Source organism: Pseudomonas sp. OA65, assembly GCF_017498305.1.
GTDB lineage: Bacteria > Pseudomonadota > Gammaproteobacteria > Pseudomonadales > Pseudomonadaceae > Aquipseudomonas > Aquipseudomonas zanjanensis.
In genome coordinates this window covers 71,317-95,146 of record NZ_JAGDEZ010000016.1, presented here as the reverse complement: position 1 = coordinate 95,146, position 23,830 = coordinate 71,317, and the positions used below count along the sequence as shown (strand labels likewise).

Here is a 23,830-nt window from a genome sequence, read left to right as displayed (position 1 = left end):
CAAGGGCGAGTGCGTCCAGGTCACGGCTTCTGCGCCAGGCAGAATACCGTCAGGCCGGCGATGCGATTGGCCCCCATGAACGGACGCTCCAGGCTGCACAGTGTCTTCAACACGCCGTTGACCAGCGGATGATGCCGCGCCAGTTGCGACTTGGCCGGCGCCCCGGTGGCGTTGCGCTGTAACAGGCGCAGGCCAGCGGCGATGGGAAATACCAGGCCGAAGTAGTACGCACCTTGCTGGACCTGCAAACCGGCCTGCGCCACGACGCTCTCTAACTGCTTGAGGGTATAGCGGCGCTTGTGCTCAAGAAAATCGTCATGCCCGCTCCAGAGGAACTGGAACGCCGGCACGGTGATCAGGAAACGGCTGCCGGACGGCACCTTGTCGACATAGGCCTTGAGCAGGCCCACGTCATCGTCCACGTGCTCCAGCACATCCATCAGCAACACCAGGTCAGCGTCCAGCGTGTCGATGGCGCGTCGGTAGCGGACCGGTTTACCGGCGGTGCTGGCGTCGGAGTCGGCTGGGTAGCTGATGTCCACGCACCAGGCCTGGGCGGTTGCGGTATGGGTCAACAAGTGATGGGAAAAAAAACCCGACCCGGCGCCCACGTCCAGCAGCGTACTGGCCGAGGTGCCCTTGAGCATGTGCAGCATGGCCCGCGCTTTCGACCGGTAGTACCAGTGCTGCTCGATATCGGGACCGAGGATGTCGGTTTCCTTGAGGTCCATGGTCAGTCCTTGGCGTCATAGATGCGCCGCACCAGGAAAACCGGCCGACGCTTGGATTCGATATAGGTGCGGCCCAGGTATTCACCCAACACGCCGATGCCGATCAGTTGCAACCCGCCCAAGAAGGTGACCGCGACCATCAGCGAGGCATAGCCCGGCAGGTCGACCCCGGAAATCAGGGTCCGCAGCACGATGAAAATGGCGAACGCAAAGGACACCAGCGACACACAAAGCCCCAGGTACGTCCAGATACGCAGCGGTTCGGTGCTGAAACTGGTGATGCCTTCGAGGGCAAAATTCCACAAGCGCCAGCCATTGAACTTGCTTTCTCCGGCGCAGCGCTCGGGCCTGACGTAATCCACGTAGGTGGTCCGGAAACCCACCCAGGCGAACAGTCCTTTCATGAAGCGACGCGATTCCGGCAGGGTTAGCAAGGCATCGACCACGCAGCGATCCATCAAGCGAAAATCGCCGACATTTTCCGGCAGCTTGTGGTCGGCGATTTTGTTGTGCAGTCGGTAGAAGCCGTTGGCGGACACCTGTTTGGCCCAGGAGTCGGAGTCGCGATTGATCCGATGGCCCAGCACCACTTCGGCGCCGTTGCGCCAATGGGCGATCATTTCCAGGATCACTTCGGGAGGGTCCTGCAAATCGACGTCGATCGGCACCACCGCCTGGCCACGGGCGGCTTGCAGGCCGGCGCTCAATGCCGCCTCCTTGCCAAAGTTGCGACTCAGGTCGACGATCCGGATGCGCGGGTCGGCCTTCTGCCTGTCCAGCAGCAACACCAACGTATCGTCGCCACTGCCGTCGTTGACGAACACCAGCTCCAGGCTCACCAGTGATTCATCGGCAAAGACCCGGTCGATCCGGGCCATGAACAAATCGATGGACTGGGCTTCGTTGTAGACCGGGATGACAAGCGAAAGCGTTAGACGACCTTGTAGATCCACTCCTGGATATTCAGTCACTTGATGGCTCTTTTTCTTATAGTGTTTGCAGTCCCATCGGGCTTCCGGCCCTAGGCGTCGAAACGTATTAAGCAGGACCAGGCAGGGCAACGCAAGGATCAAGCCCGAACTTCCAGCCGACCCTATGTTCGCAACGTGACTTTTCTTATGGAAATAGTCGAATAGCCTGTCCAGCCTCATGCCCGGCAATATTTGAAAACCAATGGAAACGATTTTCCCGTAGCCAAAACCATCCACTTGGCTAGGCTTGCAGCCACATGTCCAATGCATGTCTTAAGTGAATCAATCGCAGGGAGCGAACCGATGTACTTTGAAATCTATCGACAGACCCGAGGCACCCCGAGCACCGGAAAAGGCCAATGGCGCTGGCGCTTGAGGGCCGGCAACCACGAAACGATCGCCAGTGGCGAATCCTATGTGAACAAGAGTGACTGCCTTCATGTGATCGGGCTGATCAAGAATGTCCAGGGTGAGACGCCGGTAAAAGAGATCTGAACGGCGCTGTAAGAGATTGGCCTGGGCTCAACTCACTGGCTTGTTTGAATCATTGTGGCGAGGGAGCTTGCTCCCGCTGGGCTGCGAAGCAGCCCTTTTTTGTGAGCGCTTCGCACTGGAGCGCCAGCCCGGTCAAGCGGGAGCAAGCTCCCTCGCCACAAGGTTCATCATTTTTCTTGAGAGAACTGCGTTAGGTAGGGTATACGGGACAAAAGCAGGAGGCCCGGCGCAATGACTCGATCCATCCACAACCGCGACTGGCTGGTGCGAGCACCCGAATCGAGGAAAATGGAACGCATCGAGGCTTATTTCAGTGGCCATGGCTACAGCACCCATCGCCATGACACCTACGCCATCGGCATCACGCTTTCGGGTGTGCAGAGCTTCAACTATCGCCACAGCAAACGCCACAGCCAGCCCGGCGGCACCATCGTCCTGCACCCGGACGAGGTACACGATGGCGAAGCCGGGACGAGCGAGGGTTTTCGCTACCGAATGTTCTACATAGAACCGTCGACGATCCAGCACGTACTGGGGGGCAAGCCATTGCCCTTCATCGAAGGTGGATTGTCCAACGACCCTCGCCTCAACATCGCGACCCGCCGATTGTTGAACAGCCTGGATCACCCCCTTGACCCGTTGGAGGAAGAGGACGCCATCTATGACGTGGCCCAGGCGCTCGACCTTGCGGCGGGCAACCGGCGTGGACGGCGATTGATCGACTACCCGGCAGCAGAGCGTGCCCGCCTGTTCGTTCACGATGCCCTCGACCAGGTGATCTCCCTGGACGACCTGGTGCAGGCAAGCGGCAGGGATCGATGGAGCCTGTCCCGGGATTTCCGGGCGCTGTACGGCACCAGCCCCTATCGCTATATCACCCAGCGGCGCTTGCATGAAGCCCGGCGCCTGGCATTCCACGGCACGCCATTGAGCGAAGTCGCCCTGGCCTGTGGTTTTTTCGATCAGAGCCACATGACCCGGCTGCATACCCAGGCCTTTGGCATTTCACCGGCACGCTGGCTGAACATGCTGCGCTAAGGCATCGGCTGCGCGCGGCAAAAAGCTGCACGATCATCCAATACGCACGTTGGCTCGAACAATAAAGTAGGACGCACCACCCACCCAGGAGCATGCCTCGATGACCCGTTATTCCCCCATCAACTTCGCTCAGAAATACACCCTGTTCCAGGAACAGTGGACGCCAAAAGTCGTGGCCGAAATGAACGACTACCAATTCAAGCTCGCCCGGCTCGAAGGTGATTTCGTCTGGCACACCCACGCCGACACCGATGAAACCTTCATCGTGCTGGAAGGCGAGCTGCGTATCGACTTTCGCGATGGCGCGGTGACCCTTGGCCCAGGCGAGATGTACGTGGTCAAAAAAGGCGTCGAGCACAAGCCCAGCGCCGCGCAGGAAGTGAAACTGCTGTTGATCGAGCCTCGCGGCGTCATCAATACCGGCGAAGAAACCAATGAGCGAACGGCGGTCAATGATGTATGGATCTGACTGAGCCCGCCTCAATCGTATTCAGCTTCCTGGTGATCACCCAGTAGCCGCCGCTGGCGAGGTGTCGCCGCGGCCAGCACCTCAGGGTTGAACTGCCAGTGCAGATAGGGTGAAAACTTCTGTGCGACCATCCGCCGGCCGTAGTGCACCTGAAGCATGTAGCGTATGCGGTCGGCGGTGCGGTTGTCGCTGCCGGCGTGCCACAGTTCGCTGCGCAATATCAAGGCATCGCCCGCCCCGCACAACACGGGCTGCGCGGAACGCCCCTGCCAGTGCGTTTCACCCGCTACCGGCGCTCGACCAGCCTTGTGGCTGCCAGGAATCACCTGGGTCGGGCTCAAGTCGGCGTCGATGTCATCCAAGTAAAACTGCGCGGTGAACACCTGCATTGGCAGCTCGAAGGCTGGGTCGGCCAACAGCGTGGGCGGCAATTTCATCGCCAGATAATCCAGGTGCAACGGCGCCCCTTTGAAACCCGGATGGCAGCGCCAGGCCGTCTGGCCGATAACATGACAGTCATCGCCGAGGGCCGCCTCGGCCAGTTCGATCACGCCGGCCACCTCCAGGAACGGCAGCCAGAACGGGTCGCGATTAAACACACATTTGTAGTGATCGATGACGCCGCTGTAGTCCCAGTGCTGAGGCTTCAACTGGTCGATGGCATGGCGCAGGTTGGCAATCTGCGCGGCGTCCAGTACGGCTGGCATCAGGACGAAACCGTCCTGATGCAACGCTCGCAGGCTATCGCTGATGGCCACAGCGCGCCTGCCTCAAGTGCGGAAGCGGCCGACCAGCCCAGCCAGGTTTTGCGACAGAGAGGAAAGCTGTCGGCTGGCATGCATGCTCTGGGCGGAATTGGCAGCCGCTTCGTTGGACAAGTCGCGGATATCGGAGATGTTCCGGGCAATCTCTTCGGTGACGCTGCTCTGCTCCTCGCAAGCACTGGCGATCTGCGCGGCCATGTCGTTGATCCGCTGGATCGAACCGCCGGTACCGCTGAGCACCTGGTCGACACCCGCTGCACGTTCGACACTGTCCCGGGCCTTGCTGCTGCCCACATGCATGGCTTGCACAGCCTTGGCGACACCGCTTTGCAGCCGCTCGATACGAACCTGAATGTCTTTGGTCGAGTCCTGGGTGCGGGCCGCAAGCGCCCTGACTTCATCGGCCACCACGGCAAAACCACGGCCCTGTTCACCGGCCCGCGCCGCTTCGATGGCAGCGTTCAGCGCCAACAGGTTGGTTTGTTCGGCGATGCCACGGATCACTTCGAGCACGGCGCCGATACTGGACGTTTCCTGGGCCAATGCCTCGATCGTGCCCGAAGCGCTCTCCACTTCCTGGGCCAACTGGCGGATCGACTCGATGGTACTGCTGACCACCTCAGCGCCGTCACGAGACTGGCTGCTCGCCTCCTGCGCGGCGCCCGAGGCGCTCGCCGCGTTATGCGCCACTTCATGCACCGCCGCGCTCATCTGGGTGGCGGCGGTACTGACCTGATCGAGCGCCGCGTGCTCGCTGCTGATCAATCGGTCATTCGTCGAGGCCATGTCGGCCATGGCCCGCGCTGCGGAGTCTACCTCTCCGGTCACCCGCCCAACCTCGGCGATCAACGGTTGCAACTTGTCGAGAAAACGGTTGAAGGCACTGCCGAGCTGTCCCAGCTCATCGGCCGAACGTACTTCGAGACGCCCTTTCAGATCGCCACCGCCCTCGGCAATCTGCTCGACGCGGTGCAACAGTCGACGCATTGGGCTCAACACCACGAGTGGCAGAACGACAAGCACCAGGATGCAACCAAGCAGGCCGACCAGCAGAATCACGCCTTGATGCACGCCGACCGTCTCACCGTTTTCAATCGCAGCATCGCCTTCGCGATGGGACGCCGCATCTTCCAGCTCACCCAGCTTGTCGATGGAATCACGCATGGTTTCAAACAGGCGCTCACTGTCACCGAAGCTCAGCGCACTGGCACCCTGCGGATCGCCTACCGACAGCTCGAGGACCCGCCGTGAAACCTGCATCCATTTGCCGAAGCTGTCATTGAACTGACTGACCAACGCCTGCGCCTCGGCACCGGGCTGCATCGCGGCGTATTTCTGCACACGGTCGTAAGCCTGCTTCGCATTTTCGCCATGGCTGGCGCTCAGCGCTTTCAAATGCTCGTTTGCATGACCGTCCAGCAGGCTGCGCTCGGCCACGAATGCCTGGTAGAGGTCGCGGTCGGCATTGAGCAACAGGCTGATGGCCGGCAAATAACGTTTGGTCAACTGCGTGCTGGATTCGGTCACCTGACTGATGCCGCGCATCCCCGCGCCCCCCATCAGGACCAGCAACACAGCCAGGAACGCTATCGGGAGAGTGATTTTCCAGCGAAAGCCCAAGTCGGCGAAGAACCGCAGCATGGTGTCACTCCTTACACGGGGGGAATACCTGCCTATCGGCAGCCATGCCTTGAGCTATAGCCCATTAGTCTGATTGTCACAAAGGTTTTGGTGTGAAGGGCTGTGGTTATTCAGGATGCGGAAGGGAGTTGAGCTGGATAAAAAGGTACCGTCTGGACGCAGTATCGCGGGGAATTTTCTGACATTTTCCGCTCACATAATTCAGGGAAGCTTCCTACGCATCGTCTGATTGATGATCTCTACAGAAAGGCCCTATAGTCCAAGCGTCGTTCGTATGAGCGGCTTGGGTTTGGCGACTCGACTACAAATGGTAAGAAGGCCTTCAATCAAACGGAGTTTGAAATGAACAGATACATGGCTCTTACTAGTAATGCCGACGATCAACCCCTTTTCGTCGATACCTCCGCACCGTTGCACATCCTGCTCGATACGGCGGGCTATAGAATTCGCGCGGTTACCCAGCTTTTAGAGAACCTCGCCATGCGAGGGGATATTCCGAGTGACTCAGTGGTCCTTCAGGACTTTGCACAACTGTGCTGCATCTCCTTGAGGGATGGTTGTGACGTGCTTGATGTCATCGCCCGACGGTTGGACGCAGAGCCGGCCTAGTTCAAAGGGCCTCTCACGGGTAATACCGATCAGAAAGTGGATACCACGAGGAAACACACAAACCGTGGCGAGGGAGCTTGCTCCCGCTGGGTCGCGAAGCGGCCCTGTTTTTGGTGCTGCTACGCAGCCCAGCGGGAGCAAGCTCCCTCGCCACAGGGTGATTACCCGGCTTTATATCGCTTAACTGACTGGCATTACTCTCACGGGGCCCATCTCGTCGAAACGAGTATGGTTCGATAACACCAAACCTCCGGTTGCCAGGACTCGATTAGTCACACAAGCCGATCAGCATGAATACACACACCTCGGAGGCTCCGATGGCCACCACAAAAAAGTCGACAAATCGCACAAAAAAATCACTTCAGACCAGCCTGAATAAAACTGAAGTCGCTCCCCTTGTATTGCGTCAGCTAACTGACCGTTACTTACCAACGTACGAGCTGGATGGAGGCCCTTTGACCGAAGATCAGATAGCCGCAATTCGCACCTCTAGCCTCGCTACGGCTTTTCCGGAGGAAGGTGTAACTAGAAAGCTCTATTAACCTATGACAGCGTCTTTTCGCCCACTACCGACGTTAAGTCACGCTTAGTCTTCTTGGTGCTCGCGACGACGATTGGCGTCTGCGTGATTTCGAATGATTTGAATTCGCCGCAACAGGCCACGAGAGACAGGCCGAACCCTTTCAGGATTATCCTTGATGTCCCTATTGAGCAGGTCGACAAACTCTATGTCTGTCTGAGCCTTCGTGTCTCTTTCGGAATTATTCTTAGACATGACTTCCCTCCAATAAGAACTCTCCTGCAATATTACACATCATGACGATATTGCGCCGCTCTTGTATAGTTTCTTTTCCTCAGTGCCACCAGTCGTTTGCTGTAGAACGGCAAGACTTTGAGGGAAACGGGGGTTTTTCGTCAGAACACGTCTACTTGAGAGAAACAGGGGAGAGAAACAGGGCGAGAAACAGGGAGAAACAGGGGACAGACCACGACTTTTAGTTCACTGGTAATCGACCCGCCTCATAATCGTGGTCTGTCCCCGCCCCCCCCGTTTCCCTTACAATTGTAATTCCAAGAGAGTTTCAGCCTGGTCCGGCGTCAGGTTTTTCCCGAAACAAATCCATTGTATTTCCAAACTCGGCCCCCATTACCGTCCATTGGCGCTCTAGCTGTTGCTCAAGAGCAGGAATATCACAGACAATTCCGAGATCATTGCGAATAGACATCATGAGCTTTAGCTGCATCTTGGAAAGCTCTTTCATATCTGGCATCAGCAATTTGTTAAATTCCCCCAATCGAGCATTGTAGACATCGTATGCAGTCGACCTAGCATCGGCGTAATCCTGAGCCTGATTGGAAAAAAACTCGTAAGAGTTTTGGAGAGTTTGAAATATCACAGCGTCCTGTCGCCCCTCCTCATTAAACTTATGCATTTCTCGCAATATTCTTGAAGCTTCAGCTGATGAACTTATATAGCCCGTATCATTTATTTCAATATCGGCTTTTGCATCCTGCACCGGAAGAAGCCTCTGTAGTAGTTTCAAAAACAATACTCCGAACGCCACACTTAGCTCCCCTGCTAGCTGCGTGGTTTTCGGCTCAGCCACTAACTTCAACTTTGCCATCGACGCTGTTATTGCCTGAAGCTCAGAATTCATAGTCAATGTAGACAAATCACGACTAGCCAAACTGCCAACATGGATATTGGTTACTTCAATATCCTCAACAGCTTTTAAATAAACCTCACGCCGAAGATTACTGATCTTCTCCTTAGACTTCTCGCGTGCATCATGGTCAAGCTGAAGCTTCAGCCGAGCATTGTTACTTCTATTCGAGAGCATGACACCTATGAGCGTAATGCACGATGCAACAATACCTGACCAAATTACGTCCGGAACTGACTTTAATAATGTAACTAACCCATACCACATGGACGTATCCTTTCTTAATATTATTCGCCCGAGGGCGAAACAGCCTTTCTCTTATAAGCAATAGGAAGAGAGACCACGATTTTGAGTTAACTTATAATCGCCCCACCTCAAAATCGTGGCCTGTCCCGCTTCCCCCGCTCTCATGACTGGATCAGTCAGTGACGGCAACCTCAGCGCCTGTCAATATCGTGAATTTGCAAAAAAGTTGATTCCGGCTCAAATCTGTCGTTTTGGTGCAGATATTCAGGAATGAAGCTATCTTCCCGAATCGAGCTTATCCATGGAACATGGAAAACCCCGAAAAAGCTGGCTTAGAGGAGCAACATTCAAGAAAGCAACGTTCTTATAGCCGACTTACCAAAAAGGTCTCCATTAGGTTTAATGGAGTCCTTTAAGAAGCTTTTACACTCGATTGACGCAAACTGCCCCAAACTGTTTTCCGAGAGAGGTAACCTTAACGACCCCATGCTTGAATACGCAAGTATGTTTCATGCTCTCTATATCCATTTTCAATGAAAGAACATCAGTAGACTTTTCAAGAATCTCGTAAACCCCCTGATCTGTATAACTTTGACCATCGGGTATTTCTATCAACCCTAGCCGGCACAAATTATCGAGATAAGCTGGCGTTAGGTGCAAATGCTCCACGTTGGCATCCTTCCCAAGCAAGGAGAAATTCACTGCCACATCCCTCTTGCCGCCTTCCGCTTTCCGTGCTTGCACAGTGATTACAGGGGAGACCCTAGACCGTAACAACAAGGCCATCAACTTTGCCTCATCAGGAGTAAGCTGCTTGATAATCTCAACGAAAGCTGGGTGCGCACCGTTTGCTGTGTTCTTGTCCATCGCAGCAGCAAGGAGGTTGGCATACATATCGCTCAAAGACTCTTCATGACCTGTATATCGTAACGCTTCAATTGCAGGGCCTGCTACATTCGGCTTTGGCGTTATGATGTCTTCAGGCGGGACGTCCTTGAGACGGTCCGCCACCTTTGTTGATATAAATTCCTGGCATTTTTCATAGCCCCACACCAGCATGCCAACCGGAGCAAGGGCGACATTAATTGCCTTACCAACAGTCTCCAATGATTTACCTAATTGCTTTGCCGCTGGCTGAAGTGCGTCCTCATAGACTGGGACAGCTTTAACCAAGCCCGTCACTGCCTCGATTGTCTCCTTAACCTTGTTCTCACCACCAGCATCTTCGCCCATTGCCCGCTCCCAATCCATGACTGACTTAGTAAGAGCAGAATGCCATGCCCTGCTCGTCTCGCACAGCGGGGAAATACAAGACAGGGGCAACCTCAGCACACCAATCAACATCCAGTGCAGCGGCGAAGCTGACAGAGCGTTAGTGCTGTAAAATGGCCGAAATACCACCTAACCTAACAGGCATGAGATGCAATATCACATTGCTATTGCCTGGATCCAATCTAAGCTCAGATAGCTTTCAGGCTGCGTGTTGCACGCCTAAGCGATATCTGCCACGGGGATACAAAATGAGCAAAGCGCCAATTGGAACTACAGGTAAAACAGGCGAGAGATCGCCAGAGAGCGGTGTATGGAAGTCACAGGATACTCCTTCGACCACCGCACCAATTGCTAAAGGGAACGTCTTTCCTCCACACAATGGCAAAGCTGTGACGTGGAAGCTGATCTCATACGCATAAGATCTGCTGCGGCAGGAAAGCTCCAGCCCTGGAGCTTTCCATCCGTCTAGTTGAGTGCCCTCTGCATCCGAGAAAAGACACAGGATAGAAGCGCAAACCGACATGCTGTGAAAAGAATTTTACGTAGAAATTTTATGTAGAATCCTGAAACGAAAAAACCCCGTAGACTTTGATCTACGGGGCTTTACGTATGATGGCGGAGAGATAGGGATTTGAACCCTTTGGGATGACTGTCCATGCCGCTGGAGGCCCGATTTTCTAAGGGATCTCCATCTATGGGCGGCCTAAGCCGGTGCCAAACGGTCCTGGTTTTGCCCTAAATTTGCCCTAGATCTTTATGTTTTGCAGATGCCAGCATCATCGACTGAAGGAATGCGCTCTATCCTCAAGTTACCAGGGGAGCCAAAAGCGCCATTTGCGCCTCCTGGGCCTGTTGACCCTTGGTGCTTTCCTGGTCCACCCACTCCCCCTACACCTGCGGCTCCGCCGCCCCCTGGGCTCTGCAAAATCTTTAGTTTGGGGGGGCGGTCATTTGCACTGCCCCAACAAACCGTCGGGTCGCTATTTCTCCAGCGGAAATGTAATTCGCCCGCATTTCCCCCTTGACCGCCTGTACCACCCGCGCCTCCCCACCCGCCATCGCCCTCACCACAGAACTTCGAATTCTTAGCCCCGCCTCCGCGCCCTCCACGTCCCCCCACGCCGGCGTTCCCGCCCATAGCACCGTTGAGAGTAATTGTTAGCCCATCGATCCGCTTTACATCAATGAGCATTGCTGTATTCACTCCATTTTGTCCACGTCCTCCGTTACCCCCACCGCCGCCGGTTGGCCCCGCATGACAGTGTGAAGCCTGTTGATTATTGTCACTGCCAATCGCACCAGAATTTCCAGGTACTCTGCCACTAAGGTCAATAATAGTGTCGGAAGCGGCATCTAAGGATTTTATGTGAATATTGATTGAATCTAACGGCTCGCCAACAATCAATTTTCCGCCCTGCTCTATTACCAAAGAGTCAACTCTAAGAAACAACCCCCCTTCCAAGTCTTTTTTATAGATAACTTTTGTTTCGTTTTTTGCAATGAAAAGATCCGCCCCCATAGAAGGCGCTGACAAAGCAAGGCAAAAAATAAAAACACTTCCTTTCATGATAGAGCTCCGAGCATTGAATTGAATGTAGATCAAACTTCCTCAGGCAGACTCCCATCGAAATCTAATGTGATGGGGTTGCATAACGTCTCCCAACAATAAGCCTTTGCCGTGCACCAAGAGCGACCCTATCTGAAGAGAATCGTCTTACAGAGAATCTTCGCAGGGCTATGTTGAGGATCAGCGTAGCAGCAATTTGCCATGATTTCGTTGGGCGACGAAAATTAAACTCGGTCCGTGATTTAGCTAAATCTGTCCATTCTCCTACTACCATATCTTCCCAAGCGGACTGCGAGGGTTCGATTCCCTTCACCCTCTCCAATATTTTCATGGATTCCGGCGGTGCGGTGCCTCGCCTCATCAATCTGCTGACAGATAGCGAAAATGCAGCAAGGTTTCATAGCACGGCGCATAAGCTCAGGTGCGTTTTTCAGAAGGCTGCCGGAAACGAGTAAGATTAGTAATCTTTGCCCACAGCCTCTCACAACCAATTGATTTTTCTTAATTTTTTATAAAAGACACGAAGTATTTCTTAAGTGAGCAAGAAGCTAGATTATTACTAATGCAAGAGTAATGATCTATCCAACCCGCCCCTTACAAATCAATTAGTTACAGAAGCATCAACTTTTCCTCACTTAAAATTACCTACTGCAGTAATCCTCTGGACCAGGCCTTTTCAAGGCTTTGAGTCCTTTTCATCCAATTACCTAACCGTATTACCTGTTCCCGTACGCCGACCTAAAAATCGCTCCCTTGTCTGTTTGGTTCAAGCCTGCCCGCAGTACTCATCAGGCCCATCCCACATCCCTTCGCAGGGTTCCGCAGGTCTCTTGTCGGTACATAGCGCCCCCACAGCGCCTAAAATATCCCGATTTCCACCTGATGCAGGTATGCGGAAAAAAGACCTATTTAGCCCGCAGGCGTGGTGGGGGGATGACGGCGCGCGCCAAGAGCGAAAACACTGCACTCCTCAAACATCCCCATTTGAGCCCCCTTGGGCGCGGCCCACCGCGCACCATGTCCACCGGCACGAAACAAGCGGTTGAGGCTGCCGCAGCGCCCTAGCGAGGGGGCATGACTCCGAGAATTTATAAACCGCAGAAACATGAGAAACTGAGTAGATAACGACAACCCCATGGATGATTGCTGAGGACGTTACCGACGAGCCTGTGGACTCACGCTGGTGTGGCGGACGGCGTGGATGTGACAGAATTGGCAACTGGGTATCGCTTCGGTGAAGGAGTTTCAAGCTTTGGATGAGACAGAGAAGCAATATAGAGCGACAGCCACTAACAATAAAAAATACCCTAAACGCCTTACAGATTACATTACTGAGTTAGTAAAGCTCGGTAGAATACTTGAGGCCAAACACCTCTTCTTAGAACTATGCAACATAAAACCTAATCATAGTAAAACCATACGATTAGGCTACACTATTGCGATCGCCACCTTTGATGATGAACAGGTAGTAAAGTACGACCGTCTTTTAGTGAGTTCAGCCATCGACGTCAGGGAGATTCTATGGTTCCAGCTACGCTATTACCATTCGCGCAACAACACTCTTGCTTGCAAGACTACAATTGACGCCCTTTTTGAACACCGTTTAGATTTTGATCAGCTATCGACAATCATTGGTATTTGCCTCGAACGGCAGAGTTACACCATTACTGAATCTCTGGCACGATATTTAGCCAAGAACCGTCTAACACTATCTTCGAGAACCAACTCCTGGCTCAAACAAATAGTCATCACGAAACTTATGAATATCATCCAGAGGTCCAAATGAATAATTTTTTGGTCATCAAAGTTCTGGATAATAGAAGCATTTCACTCCCATCCACTTTAATTTATGGCGATGTCGAGCTGCGTTCTTACTCTGCCGATACCCATGCCGAAACTGAAGCATTCGAAGTGTCTGCATCTGAATCTGGTTTGGATTATGGAAAATTCAAAATTTCCGCGCGAATTGCTACGATAGTCAACTGCGAGACGCAAATTGAAGCTGTGCATATCGCCGACATCAGGTTCCTTAAAGTTCTCGATTTGAAATCTGTTGAATTTGCGGTTTCCGCAATAAAGACATCGAAAATCGGCTTAATAAAGATTTTGTCTTCCGGCGAAATTATTCCAATAAAAAAATCTGGATTCCAGCATTCCATTACTTTTGTAGTAGGGCAAGGTGATACACAACGGTTTGACATCACTAATTATTTACTTTCGCTTGAGAATGAGCTAGGCGACCGCTACATGCGTTCTTTACACTGGGCGAGGAACAGCAAGCATGAGGCCAATCCGCAGCTGAAAATTATATTTTTATGGTTTTCGCTGGAGGCTTTATTAAAAGCAGACGAAAATGATAATTGCGTCGAGAGTTATATACGCTTATTCCTCGGCTTCCCGAATGGTCAGCAGCTAGGGGTTCTTTCCTCCCCTGTAAGAAACGCTCTGGAAAATCACGCCAGGTATAAATACTGGCAAAAGGAACTTATAGAAACGGTCAAAGACATCCGTGACTTCAGAAATAACTCGGTACACTCAGGTTTTCGGAGCGTAGATTTCACCAAAGAAAAGCTTGAACTATTTAGCTCAGTGATGACCTATGCTGTAAGCAGATGTCAGAATGGGGTAATGCAAGGACTGCTTAACAACATAGGCACTCTTTCTGACTTTAAAGAATACGCGGTTCCGATATTTGAAGATAATACAAATTTAATAAACGACGTCCACCACAATATCATTTACTCCCTAGATAACCCCATCAGTTACTAGCTATATCTAGTTTTGTTTTCGCATTTACCCTGTCACCTCACTTATTCTGCGGAGGTTAAGCCTCCGCCGGTTTCATAGGACTTAAAACGCAAGACCTCCTCCCCTAGCCAGTGATTCAGTTGCGTCATCCGCGTCTGAATGGGCTCCAGCTCATTGGCCGCATAAATCTGCGCCGCCTCCCTGATAGACCCGAACCCACCCGCGTTCTGCGGCACGATGCCCATCAACTGTGGCGGAATGCGCAGGCTTGCCAGCACGTCATCACGGGTCTGATTCTTGATCGAGTTGAATTCGTCTTTGGCCGTTACCTCGCTGACAGGGATTAGCTGAATCCCATCCTTCTTGCCCGTGGGCGAGTAGACAAACAGGTTTCGAAAATTCCCCGGCCCCTTGGACTCCTTCAGCGCTTTACGCAAAGCATCAATATCCGCCTCAGTCTGCGCCGCATCCGTCATATACAGAATGAACCCTGCATGACTCCCATTCTCATAATATTTACGCCGAAACAACGTCGCCGACTCATTCAACAAAGCCGACTGTAAAGCACTGATCCACTCCGGCAGCCCATAAATCTCCTGATGCAAATCCGCCTCGCGCAGATGAAAAATGCTTCCCGGCTCAAACGCATGCTCATTCTTCCATCCCTGCACCTGATAGAACTGCCCCTCCGGCCCCACCCGCATGTACTTCGCCAGCGACGGCACCAGTTGCCTCGTGCTACCCAGCACCGACCGGCGCTTCTCCAGATACCCATTGCCCAGGCAAAGAAAATCCAAGGCGAACTGCTCAAAAGCCGCCCGAGACAGCATCGGATGCGGCACAAACGTCTTGCTCAACAGGTTGCGCTTGAACATCAACCCCGAATGCAAATGCACGCTCGCCCCCACCGACCGAGCCAACCCGTTAAGCGACAACGGCGGCTCATACCACCGCCCGTTGAACCAGCACTCCAGGTAGTCGAACACCTCCCGACCACCCAACACCGGCGTCGGCTCCCCAAAGCTGAACACCTGGGTCCCTGCACTGGCGGCGTCAATGGTGGCCGGCAAATGTGCCTGGCTGGCGAGTTGTTCGGTCATGTGAAAATCTCCATACGCCCAGTATTGGCAGCGGTCTGCCCTTCGAGCGGTTCATTGTGCAATGCATGAAAGAGCGCCCAAGCCAGGTCGGCATGACCGGTGTTGTCGTTGCGCCCTGCGGTATAGGTGAACTGCCGGCCACCTGCGGTGATGGTTTTGCGAATCGCCATGAGCGACTGGGCCATATCAGTCCAGCCAGCATCAAACTCCAGCCGCCCCTTGTGAATGACGTCATAGGCTTTGAGAACCAGGCGGGTTTTCACCTCGGGCGAGTAGCTGAAGGTGGTCACAGCCGGGAAGAACTGGCGCACCAGCTGGGCCACGCCGCTGCCCAGGCCGGTGACATCGATACCGATGTAGGTCACCCAGTAGCGGTCGCACACGCCCTTGATGGCGGCGGCCTGGGCTGCGAAGTCCATGCCGCGAAATTGGTGGCGCTCGAGCACGCGAAATTTGCCGCCGGGCACCAGGGGCGGCGCGACGACCACAAGGCCGGAACAATCGCCCGTCTCGGCCGGGTCGTAGCCGACCCACACCTGACGGTCGCCAAACGGACGCATGGCGAAAGGTTTGTAGTCCTCGGCCCACTCCACCCAGCTATCGACCATGCAAGACTGCAACACCGACAGCGGGAAGATGCTCGCGCCGTCATCAACGAATTCGCACATCAGCAGGTTGGCGAAGGCCTCGGGGTTGTACTCCCGGCGCAGCTCTTCGATGTCAAACAGATCACACCCGCCCCGCTCGGCGTCGAGGATGGTGACGATCTGGCGCCACAACCGATCCTCGCAGAACCGGCCCTGCTGGAGCGCGCCGTGGGTCACGTCCACCTTGGTGTGATGCGCGGCCGGCTTGCCCTTGTTGAAGCGCTCACCCGTCCAGAAGCTGTAAGCCTCGTGGGCCATGCTCGACGGTGTGGAAAAGTAGGTTTTGCGCCACTTCTTGTGCATCGCCATGCCCGAGGCGACCTTGTTCAACTCCTCGAACTTGAACGTCCAGAAGAATTCGTCGAAGTAGAAATTGCCGTGATAGCCCTGGGCGGTGCGGGCGTTGGTCCCGAGGAAAAACAGCTCGGCGCCGTTGGGCAGTACAATCGGGTCACCGGTCAGCTCGACGCCGATGACTTCCCGGGCGAAGGCCTGGATGTAGCCCCGGAACAGGTAGGCCTGGTTCTTCGAAGCCGACAGGAAAATCTGGTTGCGACCAGTGTCCAGGGCGTCGATGAACGCCTCGCGGGCGAAGTAGTACGTGGCGCCGATCTGCCGACTTTTGAGGATGACGCGGGTGCGCTGATTGCCGGCCCGGTACCAATCTTTCTGGTAGTCGAAACAGCCATCGATGAACGCCTCGCGCAGCAGCTCGACCTGGTCTTCGCTGATGTCGTTCTTCGGTGACTTTTTCTTCGGTCCCTCGTTGCGCTTGGCGAGGTTCGGGTTAAGGTCGGTTTCAGTGCCGCCGCCCTGGAATCGCTGAATGCGGGCCTGGCGCTCAAGCTGCCGATGCAGCAGATCGATCTCTTTGAAATCGCCGCTGGTCTTGTTGTCCTTGAGGATCAACTGCACCAAGCGCGCTTCCAGGGCGCCGCCGATGCGTTCGATGTTGTCAGCCCGGTCCCACTTGTCGCGAGCCTTCCAGCTGTGTAGCGTTTTCTCCTTCTCGCCCGTCGCCTCGGCGATCTCACAGACGCGCCAGCCCATCCAGTACAGAAACTTGGATTGGCGTCGGGGATCGATGGGCAGCAAGGCGGTCGTCATGCCGAGATGCTGCCGCCCGCCGCGGCGACTCAATAGCGCCGCCCCTTGTACCCTCCCCGCCTACAGTCCCGCCCCGTTGCCGCCACTCGCGCCCATACCGACCATGCCCCTCATTGCAACGCACTGAGAATCCCCGGCATGAAGAAGTACCGCAGCAACTGGTTCCGCGTCGCCATCGAAGGCGCCACCTCGGACAAGCGCACCATCAAACGCATCTGGCTGGAACAAGCCGCCAAGAACTTCAACCCGTCCACCTACGGCGCCCGTATCTGGCTGGAACATTTCCGTAGCCTGCTGCCGGACAGCCCTTTCAAGGCCTACGGAGATGTACTCGCGGTAAAAGCCGAAGAGGTGGACGTCAACGGCCAAAAGAAACTGGCGCTGTTCGCGAAGGTCGAGCCCACCCATGACCTGATCGCCATGAACAAGGCCAAGCAGAAGATCTACACCTCTATCGAGATCGACGAGAGCTTTGCCGACACGGGCGAGGCCTACATCGTCGGTCTCGCCGTGACCGATTCACCCGCCAGCCTCGGCACAGACGTGCTGGCATTCTCAGCGCAGAAGCCCGAAGCCAGCCCATTCCAGGACCGTCACTATTCCGCGACCTCCATGTTCACCGAGGCAGTCGAGACCGAGCTGAGATTTGAGGAAATCGACGAGAAGCCGAGCATCGGCGCCCAGCTCCTCCACAAGGTGCAAACCCTCCTGACCGGCAAACAGACCAAGGATGACAACGAGTTCACCCAGATCGGCGAAGCGGTGGAAGCCCTCGCCGAACACGTCAAGGATTTGCCCGACCAACTCGCCGCTGAAAAGAAATTTTCGGCTGGGCTAAAGACCCGACTCGATCAAGTCAGCACCGAACTGACCGAGCTGAAAACCCAGCTCTCCAGCACCCAGGATCCCAACCAGAAAACGCGCCCGCAGGTCTCCGGCGGCGGTAACCAAGTCATGACCGACTGCTGAATCAAGGACGATCAACATGCGTAACGACACCCGAGTACTGTTCAACGCCTACCTGCAGCAACTTGCGCAACTGCATGGCGTGGCTGACGTCACCACCAAATTCACAGCAGACCCAAGCGTCGCCCAGACCTTGGAAACCCGCATGCAGGAATCCAGTGCGTTCCTCAGTGCAATCAACGTCTACCCCGTCTCGGAACAGTCGGGTGAAAAGGTCGGTATCGGCATCGACGGCACCATTGCCAGCACCACCGACACCACCGTCAAAGACCGCGAACCACGCGATCCAAGCGGCCTGGATGATCGAGGGTACACCTGCACCCAAACCAACTTCGACACCAGTATTCGCTATCAAAAGCTGGACCAGTGGGCCAAGTTCAAAGACTTCCAAGCACGCATCCGCGACGCGATCATCAAGGCCCAGGCGCTCAACAGGATAATGATTGGTTGGAACGGCATCAGCCGCGCCGCGACATCCAACCCAACCATCAACAAGCTCCTGCAAGACGTGAACATCGGCTGGCTGCAAAAGATGCGCGAGGAAAACCCGGCCCGGGTCATGACCGAAATAAAAGACGGCAGCGGTAAAATCGAAATCGGCGCCAACAAGGACTTCGCAAACATCGACGCCCTGGTCGTCAGCATGGTCAACGAGTTCATCGAACCCTGGTACCAGGAAGACACCGAGCTCGTGGTGATTTGTGGGCGCCAACTGCTGGCCGACAAATACTTCCCGATCATCAACCAAGTGCAGGCGCCATCTGAAATGTTGGCCGCCGACATCGTCACCAGTCAAAAGCGCCTCGGCAACCTGCCGGCCGTGCGTGTGCCGCACTTTCCGGCCAGCGGCCTGATGGTCACCCGCCTCGATAACCTGTCGCTGTACTGGCAGGAAGGCACCCGCCGCCGCACCGTCATCGACAACGCAAAGCGCGACCGCATCGAAAACTTCGAGTCGGTCAATGAGAGCTATGTCATCGAAGACCTGGGCTGCGCCGCCCTGGCCGAAAACATCACCTTGAACTGAGGCGGCCACCATGACCAACCCCTGCCGCCGCCACTTTGAACGCGTCACCGCCGCTGTCGAAGCGGCGGCCATAGACCCCACCCAAACCATGGCCGGCGCCACGGCTTACGAGCATCAGCTAAATCAGTTGCTGCAGGACCGCCTGCGCCTGAAACAGGTCCAGTCCAACCAGGGCAAGGCGGAACTCAAACGCCTGCTACTGCCGAGTTACGAATCCTACGTGCAAGGTGTGCTGGAGGGTGGCAAAGGCGCTCAGGACGAAGTGATGACCACCGTCATGGTCTGGCGCTTCGATGCTGGCGACTTCACCGGTGGGCTCGACATCGCGACCTACGTGTTGAAGTACAGGATGGTCATGCCCGACCGCTTCGCCCGCACCTTGGGTTGTCTGGTCGCTGAAGAAGTAGCCACAGCGGCCTTCAAAGCTCAGAAAATTGGCGAACCGTTCGACTTGGCGATCCTGCATCGCACCGCCGAACTCACCGACGCCGAAGACATGCCCGACCAGGCCCGCGCCAAGCTGTTTCTCGCCATGGGCCGCGCCACGCTGGAAGGCATCACCGAACAGGCCCCAGGCCAACCCGGCCAGCTTCAAGCCGGTGTGGATCTGCTGAAAAAAGCCATCGCCCTGCACGACGCCTGCGGTGGCAAGAAAGACCTGGAGCGGGCCGAACGCCTGCTCAACAAACTTGCCGGCCCTGCCGGCTAACCGAGCGTCCCCACGCACCCCGCCGGCTCGGGGCGGATCGGCCAGGCCGCTCCCCCTGAACGTGAAGCCCCGACCACCGGCGACCTATTTTTGAGTGCTGTTCCATGAGCGGATTTATAGCCGGCGGCACCGTCGCCAGCGGCCTTATCAATACCGATCCCTTCTGGCCCTCGATCGATCTGGATCAGTTGCGCGCCACGCTACGGATCGACGCGAGCGTTACCGCGCCACGCCTGGAAACCGCCGCGGTGGCCGCCGCCATCAGCGTTAACCGCGAGCTGAGCGAATGGCGCGCCATCCAGCAGGCCTCAGGCCATACCGAACTGGCGGACGTTCCCGGCGAAAAGATCAACGACGTGTCTGTCCTAGTGCACCTCTACCGCCGCGCCATCGAAGCCGCGACCGGCGCCGAGGTGTGTGAGCGTTACCGCTCCTACGACAGCACCAACAGCGGCAACCAGAACGCCGAAGACCTCACGCCCAACATCGACGACTACCGCCGCGATTTGCGCTGGGCGGTGCGTGACCTTCTCGGCATCAACCGCACCACCGTGGAACTGATTTGATGTCCGTCACCGTCCGCGCTCACCAAAACGACACCGTCGATTCCCTTTGCTGGCGTCACTACGGCCGCACAGCTGGCGTGACCGAGGCGGTACTCGAAGCCAACCCCGGCCTGGCCGACTACGGGCCGATCCTGCCCCAAGGTCTGGCCGTGCAGATGCCCGAAGCCCAGACCGCCGCACCACAGCGGCAGATGGTGAACCTATGGGACTGATCAACCTGCAACTTCACTCGCAAGGTAAAACAACTATGACGACGCTTCGCCACGGCGACCGCTCGCAAGCGGTGCGCATTCTGCAAAAAAACCTGAACGACCACGGCGCCGGGCTGGTGATGGACGGCGACTATGGCGATTCCACCGAGGCCGCCGTGCGGGCGTATCAGTTGAAAGTCGGATTGGTCGCCGATGGCATTGCCGGCGAAAAGACCCAGGTCAGCCTGGCCGGCGGTGGCTGCCAGTTCCTACTGAAAAACGAGGACCTGGTACGGGCCGCTCAGATCCTCGACGTACCGCTGGCAAGCGTCTACGCCGTCAACGAGGTTGAATCCAAGGGCAAGGGCTTCCTGGCGAATGGCAAGCCGGTGATTCTGTTCGAGCGGCACATCATGTACCGCCAGCTCGCCACGCCGCGCCACGAAGGCGACAACCCCGACGAACTCAAGCGCCACGCCGACCAACTGGCCGCCGCCAATCCGGCCATCGTCAATCCGAAGTCCGGCGGCTATGCCGGCGGCACTGCTGAGCATCAGCGCCTGAGCCATGCGCGTCTGATCGATGACACCGCCGCGCTGGAGTCCGCCTCCTGGGGCGCATTCCAGATCATGGGCTTTCACTGGCAGCGCCTGGGCTATGCCAGTGTGCAAGCATTCGTCGAGGACATGAGCGCAGGCGAGTCTCAGCAGTTCGCCGCCTTCGTACGTTTCATTCAGACCGACCCAGTGCTACACAAGGCCTTGAAAGGCCGTAAATGGACCGAGTTCGCCAAGCTCTACAACGGCCCGGACTATCAGCGGAACCTGTACGACATCAAGCTCCAGCGCGCCTATGAGCGGCACGCTGAGTGCGGCTGCGGCCAGGCGGTGGCGGCATGAGCGCCCCTCAAATCGCTTACCTTGAAATCAGCCCGAGGCAAACGGGGAAAACCGAACGACTTGTTCGCCATGCGAAATCCTGTCTCGCGGCAGGCAAAAGGGTGTGCTTCGTCACCTTGCAGGGTGCGGTCGAAGATCTGCGCCACCGACTGCCTGACGCATTCATTTGGGGAAATGACGAAGAGGTGCCCTGCAGAGAAGACGATGAGGGTGTTGTCTGGTTTTACGACGAATTTGACTGGCTCAACTCAACCAAAATCCAGGCCGGCGCCTACTACGCAACCACACCGAAATTCCTACGAACGTTGGGCGAGCAAACAGCAGAACACGATCTCCTTTTAGGGCTGATCGAAGCCAACGATCGACAGCTCTGCCGATATACCTGGCCGGTCGATTTGTCCGACATGCTCAAAGAGGCCCGCGCTTCGTACAGCCCCGAAGAATTCCGGCTGCTCTACCTTGGAGAGTTCCTAAAATGATCGATCTTGAACGCGTGCAACAGTTGAACGTGCAGGACGGCAACTTGCTGGTGGTGCCCGAAAATACCGAGCAAGCCGATATGGAATTGCTGTGCGAAGCCCTGGCCTACATAACGCCAGGTTGCCGGGTCGGCATCGTGCGAGGTCCCGTGGAGCTGATGGACGTTGGCGTCATGAACAAACTGGGCTGGAACCGCGCATGAATAAACCCGAAAGCCTGCGCGCCCATCTGCTGAGCACACTGGCCGAACTCAAGCACAACCCCGACCGGCTGCTGATCTTCATCGACAACGGCAAAATCCGCTGCACCGCGGCCGCCTCGCTGTCGTTCGAATACAGCTTTGACTTACAGGTCATCCTCACCGACTACGCCGGTCACCCCGACAGCGTCATGCTGCCGTTGCTGGGCTGGCTGAGCGTGAACCAATCCGATCTGCTGGAGAACTTGAACAAGTCCGCCGAGGACATCCAGTTCGAGGCCGACATTCTGGACAACAGCAAGGTGGACCTGAGCCTGACACTGCCGCTAACCGAGCGTGTGGTTGTGGGGAAAGATGCCGACGGCAATACCACCGTCCACCATCCTGGCGAACCTAAGCAGGTGGCCGCATTCCTCGACCCGGCGTGGATACCTGGTGCCCAAGGCACCGGCGGTGAATGGGTCGTGCCGAAGTGACCAACCGATTGGAAACGCTGGCGGATTGGGCCGCCGGCCTGCTGGGACAACTGGAACCGGCATCGCGCAACAAACTGGCCCGTAGCATCGGCCAGTCCCTGCGGCGCAGCCAGCAGCAGCGAATCATCGCCCAGCGCAACCCGGACGGGAGCAAGTACGCGCCGCGAAAGCAGCGCAACCTGCGCGGGAAGCAAGGACGGGTAAAGCGAAAGGTGCAGATGTTTCACAAGCTGCGCACAACAAATTTTTTTAAAGTCCAAGGTGACGGTAATGCTATCAGCGTAGGGTTTACAGGACGGATTGCGAGGATTGCCAGAGTGCACCAGTATGGGTTGAAGGATCGTGCCGAACGTGGTGCCCCAGACGTGAAATACGACAAGCGTGAATTACTTGGATTAACGGATGCTGAGATCGACGTAATCCGAGACAGCCTCCTACAATACTTGTCCACTAGGACTTAGAGTCTCTTTCAGCGATAGCCTTTAATATAGAAGGTGAAAGAGAGTTATAAACCTCTGCCACATGCTTGGGCTCTGAGATGGTTTTATCTACAATTAGATTTAACAGCCTGAATAATGTCTCTGCGGTGGGACGATCATCCCGCAAATCTATCTGCCCAGGATGCACTGCGCTATTTCCAATCACACGAACAGCGTCCAATGCTTGTTGCACACGAGGATCCAACCCCTTGGCAACCAGCGTTTTTATATCGTCATTAATATTTTTTCCTTCTTGCCCGAGCACTTTACAGAGTTTCTGAATTGCCAAGCGGATGAGAGCAGCTGCCCCTCTAGGAGATTGGTTTAAAATTGAACCTGCTTCATTGTAATCCTGACGAATATCATCGGGCATATCTGGATTTGCAGGCGGCACCTCACCTTTGTATGGAAAATATAACTTGTCGTAAACCCACAGAGAATTTTTACGACAGTTAAAGCACTCACTCACGCTGACGTTAAACAAGTCATAATACGAGTAAGCTCCTTTTTCTCGACGTTCCCTGAAAGGTTCACCGGAAACCATCTTAACCAGCCATGTCCGATGTTCTTCTCTCTCTTGCTCATTTTGAATGGACTCAAGATCAGAATCCTTCATGCTTTGCTCATCGACTAAAAGAGGGAGAGGATACTTTTCATCCTTATCCACGGTTGCCAAACCAAACCAAAACTGCTTTGCCAGCGCCCCACAATGAGGGCAATTGAAAGCGGTTTCGCATACCGATGGTGGTACGTATTTCATAATCTCTCC

27 protein-coding genes are annotated in these 23,830 nt (G+C 55.4%); 16 read left to right on the top strand and 11 right to left on the bottom strand.

Annotation, left to right across the window (positions count from 1 at the left end; all coding sequences use genetic code 11):
• Positions 1-20 precede the first annotated feature (20 nt).
• Positions 21-731 carry a methyltransferase domain-containing protein gene (locus tag J3361_RS15860; protein ID WP_207965377.1) on the bottom strand — a complete coding sequence of 237 codons (711 nt, stop codon included), beginning with the start codon at positions 729-731 and terminating at the stop codon, positions 21-23.
• Between the two features lie 2 nt (positions 732-733).
• A complete protein-coding gene (locus J3361_RS15855; protein WP_207965376.1) occupies positions 734-1,702 on the bottom strand; it encodes a glycosyltransferase family 2 protein in 969 nt (322 codons plus the stop codon).
• Positions 1,703-2,005: 303 nt separating this feature from the next.
• Between J3361_RS15855 and J3361_RS15850 the strand changes: the two genes are divergently transcribed.
• The 3 genes from J3361_RS15850 to J3361_RS15840 all read left to right on the top strand — a co-directional run bounded on the left by J3361_RS15850 (position 2,006) and on the right by J3361_RS15840 (position 3,704).
• Positions 2,006-2,197: a DUF1508 domain-containing protein gene (locus tag J3361_RS15850; RefSeq protein WP_014337049.1), complete on the top strand. Its 192-nt coding sequence runs from the start codon at positions 2,006-2,008 to the stop codon at positions 2,195-2,197.
• 231 nt (positions 2,198-2,428) lie between these two features.
• Positions 2,429-3,235 carry an AraC family transcriptional regulator gene (locus tag J3361_RS15845; RefSeq protein ID WP_207965375.1) on the top strand — a complete coding sequence of 269 codons (807 nt, stop codon included), beginning with the start codon at positions 2,429-2,431 and terminating at the stop codon, positions 3,233-3,235.
• Between the two features lie 100 nt (positions 3,236-3,335).
• Positions 3,336-3,704, top strand: coding sequence for a cupin domain-containing protein (locus J3361_RS15840; RefSeq protein WP_186730570.1), 369 nt, complete (start codon positions 3,336-3,338; stop codon positions 3,702-3,704).
• 11 nt (positions 3,705-3,715) lie between these two features.
• Here J3361_RS15840 and J3361_RS15835 read toward each other — a convergent pair whose 3' ends face one another.
• Both J3361_RS15835 and J3361_RS15830 read right to left on the bottom strand, forming a co-directional pair.
• Positions 3,716-4,462, bottom strand: coding sequence for a phytanoyl-CoA dioxygenase family protein (locus tag J3361_RS15835; protein ID WP_207965374.1), 747 nt, complete (start codon positions 4,460-4,462; stop codon positions 3,716-3,718).
• Positions 4,463-4,474: 12 nt separating this feature from the next.
• On the bottom strand, positions 4,475-6,109 hold the full coding sequence (locus tag J3361_RS15830; protein WP_207965373.1) for a methyl-accepting chemotaxis protein: 1,635 nt from the start codon (positions 6,107-6,109) through the stop codon (positions 4,475-4,477).
• Positions 6,110-6,451: 342 nt separating this feature from the next.
• Here J3361_RS15830 and J3361_RS15825 point away from each other — a divergent pair, with 342 nt between their 5' ends.
• Positions 6,452-6,718, top strand: coding sequence for a hypothetical protein (locus J3361_RS15825; protein WP_041475780.1), 267 nt, complete (start codon positions 6,452-6,454; stop codon positions 6,716-6,718).
• A gap of 586 nt (positions 6,719-7,304) precedes the next feature.
• Here the strand turns inward: J3361_RS15825 and J3361_RS15820 are convergent.
• The 4 genes from J3361_RS15820 to J3361_RS29715 form a co-directional block, all read right to left on the bottom strand.
• Positions 7,305-7,493 (bottom strand): hypothetical protein, encoded by a 189-nt coding sequence (locus tag J3361_RS15820; protein ID WP_207965372.1) that lies wholly within the window; start codon positions 7,491-7,493, stop codon positions 7,305-7,307.
• A gap of 307 nt (positions 7,494-7,800) precedes the next feature.
• Positions 7,801-8,649, bottom strand: coding sequence for a hypothetical protein (locus J3361_RS15815; RefSeq protein WP_207965371.1), 849 nt, complete (start codon positions 8,647-8,649; stop codon positions 7,801-7,803).
• A gap of 402 nt (positions 8,650-9,051) precedes the next feature.
• Positions 9,052-9,861 carry a DUF4393 domain-containing protein gene (locus J3361_RS15810; RefSeq protein ID WP_207965370.1) on the bottom strand — a complete coding sequence of 270 codons (810 nt, stop codon included), beginning with the start codon at positions 9,859-9,861 and terminating at the stop codon, positions 9,052-9,054.
• A 793-nt stretch (positions 9,862-10,654) separates the two neighbouring features.
• Positions 10,655-11,467, bottom strand: a complete 813-nt coding sequence (locus J3361_RS29715) for a hypothetical protein (protein WP_207965369.1) — start codon at positions 11,465-11,467, stop codon at positions 10,655-10,657.
• A 1,252-nt stretch (positions 11,468-12,719) separates the two neighbouring features.
• On the opposite strand from J3361_RS29715, the gene J3361_RS15800 reads away from it, so the two are divergent.
• Together J3361_RS15800 and J3361_RS15795 are read left to right on the top strand one after the other, a co-directional pair.
• On the top strand, positions 12,720-13,253 hold the full coding sequence (locus J3361_RS15800) for a hypothetical protein (protein ID WP_207965368.1): 534 nt from the start codon (positions 12,720-12,722) through the stop codon (positions 13,251-13,253).
• Positions 13,250-14,236 (top strand): HEPN domain-containing protein, encoded by a 987-nt coding sequence (locus tag J3361_RS15795; protein ID WP_207965367.1) that lies wholly within the window; start codon positions 13,250-13,252, stop codon positions 14,234-14,236. The genes J3361_RS15800 and J3361_RS15795 overlap by 4 nt, the downstream gene beginning before the upstream one ends.
• Before the next feature lie 41 nt (positions 14,237-14,277).
• Here the strand turns inward: J3361_RS15795 and J3361_RS15790 are convergent, their stop codons facing one another.
• Together J3361_RS15790 and J3361_RS15785 are read right to left on the bottom strand one after the other, a co-directional pair.
• Entirely contained in the window at positions 14,278-15,315 is a 1,038-nt protein-coding gene (locus tag J3361_RS15790) for a phage portal protein (RefSeq protein ID WP_207965366.1), read from the bottom strand.
• Positions 15,312-17,069: a terminase ATPase subunit family protein gene (locus tag J3361_RS15785; RefSeq protein WP_207965365.1), complete on the bottom strand. Its 1,758-nt coding sequence runs from the start codon at positions 17,067-17,069 to the stop codon at positions 15,312-15,314. The genes J3361_RS15790 and J3361_RS15785 overlap by 4 nt, the downstream gene beginning before the upstream one ends.
• Positions 17,070-17,207: 138 nt before the next feature.
• Here J3361_RS15785 and J3361_RS15780 point away from each other — a divergent pair, with 138 nt between their 5' ends.
• The 10 genes from J3361_RS15780 (at position 17,208) to J3361_RS15735 (ending at position 23,043) form a co-directional block, all read left to right on the top strand.
• Positions 17,208-18,038 carry a GPO family capsid scaffolding protein gene (locus J3361_RS15780; protein WP_207965364.1) on the top strand — a complete coding sequence of 277 codons (831 nt, stop codon included), beginning with the start codon at positions 17,208-17,210 and terminating at the stop codon, positions 18,036-18,038.
• Between the two features lie 16 nt (positions 18,039-18,054).
• On the top strand, positions 18,055-19,062 hold the full coding sequence (locus J3361_RS15775) for a phage major capsid protein, P2 family (RefSeq protein ID WP_207965363.1): 1,008 nt from the start codon (positions 18,055-18,057) through the stop codon (positions 19,060-19,062).
• A gap of 10 nt (positions 19,063-19,072) precedes the next feature.
• Positions 19,073-19,771 carry a terminase endonuclease subunit gene (locus tag J3361_RS15770; RefSeq protein WP_207965362.1) on the top strand — a complete coding sequence of 233 codons (699 nt, stop codon included), beginning with the start codon at positions 19,073-19,075 and terminating at the stop codon, positions 19,769-19,771.
• Between the two features lie 104 nt (positions 19,772-19,875).
• The gene (locus J3361_RS15765; protein ID WP_207965361.1) at positions 19,876-20,337 is read left to right on the top strand and encodes a head completion/stabilization protein; all 462 of its coding nucleotides are present in this window, start codon (positions 19,876-19,878) and stop codon (positions 20,335-20,337) included.
• Positions 20,337-20,549 (top strand): tail protein X, encoded by a 213-nt coding sequence (locus J3361_RS15760; protein WP_207965360.1) that lies wholly within the window; start codon positions 20,337-20,339, stop codon positions 20,547-20,549. Before J3361_RS15765 ends, J3361_RS15760 begins: the two co-directional genes overlap by 1 nt.
• A 35-nt stretch (positions 20,550-20,584) precedes the next feature.
• The gene (locus J3361_RS15755) at positions 20,585-21,427 is read left to right on the top strand and encodes an N-acetylmuramidase family protein (RefSeq protein ID WP_207965359.1); all 843 of its coding nucleotides are present in this window, start codon (positions 20,585-20,587) and stop codon (positions 21,425-21,427) included.
• A complete protein-coding gene (locus tag J3361_RS15750) occupies positions 21,424-21,906 on the top strand; it encodes a hypothetical protein (protein WP_207965358.1) in 483 nt (160 codons plus the stop codon). Before J3361_RS15755 ends, J3361_RS15750 begins: the two co-directional genes overlap by 4 nt.
• On the top strand, positions 21,903-22,109 hold the full coding sequence (locus J3361_RS15745) for a hypothetical protein (RefSeq protein WP_207965357.1): 207 nt from the start codon (positions 21,903-21,905) through the stop codon (positions 22,107-22,109). The genes J3361_RS15750 and J3361_RS15745 overlap by 4 nt, the downstream gene beginning before the upstream one ends.
• Positions 22,106-22,582, top strand: coding sequence for a phage tail protein (locus J3361_RS15740; protein WP_207965356.1), 477 nt, complete (start codon positions 22,106-22,108; stop codon positions 22,580-22,582). The genes J3361_RS15745 and J3361_RS15740 overlap by 4 nt, the downstream gene beginning before the upstream one ends.
• Positions 22,579-23,043, top strand: coding sequence for a phage virion morphogenesis protein (locus J3361_RS15735; RefSeq protein ID WP_207965400.1), 465 nt, complete (start codon positions 22,579-22,581; stop codon positions 23,041-23,043). The genes J3361_RS15740 and J3361_RS15735 overlap by 4 nt, the downstream gene beginning before the upstream one ends.
• On the opposite strand, the gene J3361_RS29525 is transcribed toward J3361_RS15735, so the two are convergent.
• Positions 23,033-23,821 (bottom strand): DUF4145 domain-containing protein, encoded by a 789-nt coding sequence (locus J3361_RS29525; protein WP_243458889.1) that lies wholly within the window; start codon positions 23,819-23,821, stop codon positions 23,033-23,035. The genes J3361_RS15735 and J3361_RS29525 overlap by 11 nt on opposite strands.
• Positions 23,822-23,830: the final 9 nt, after the last annotated feature.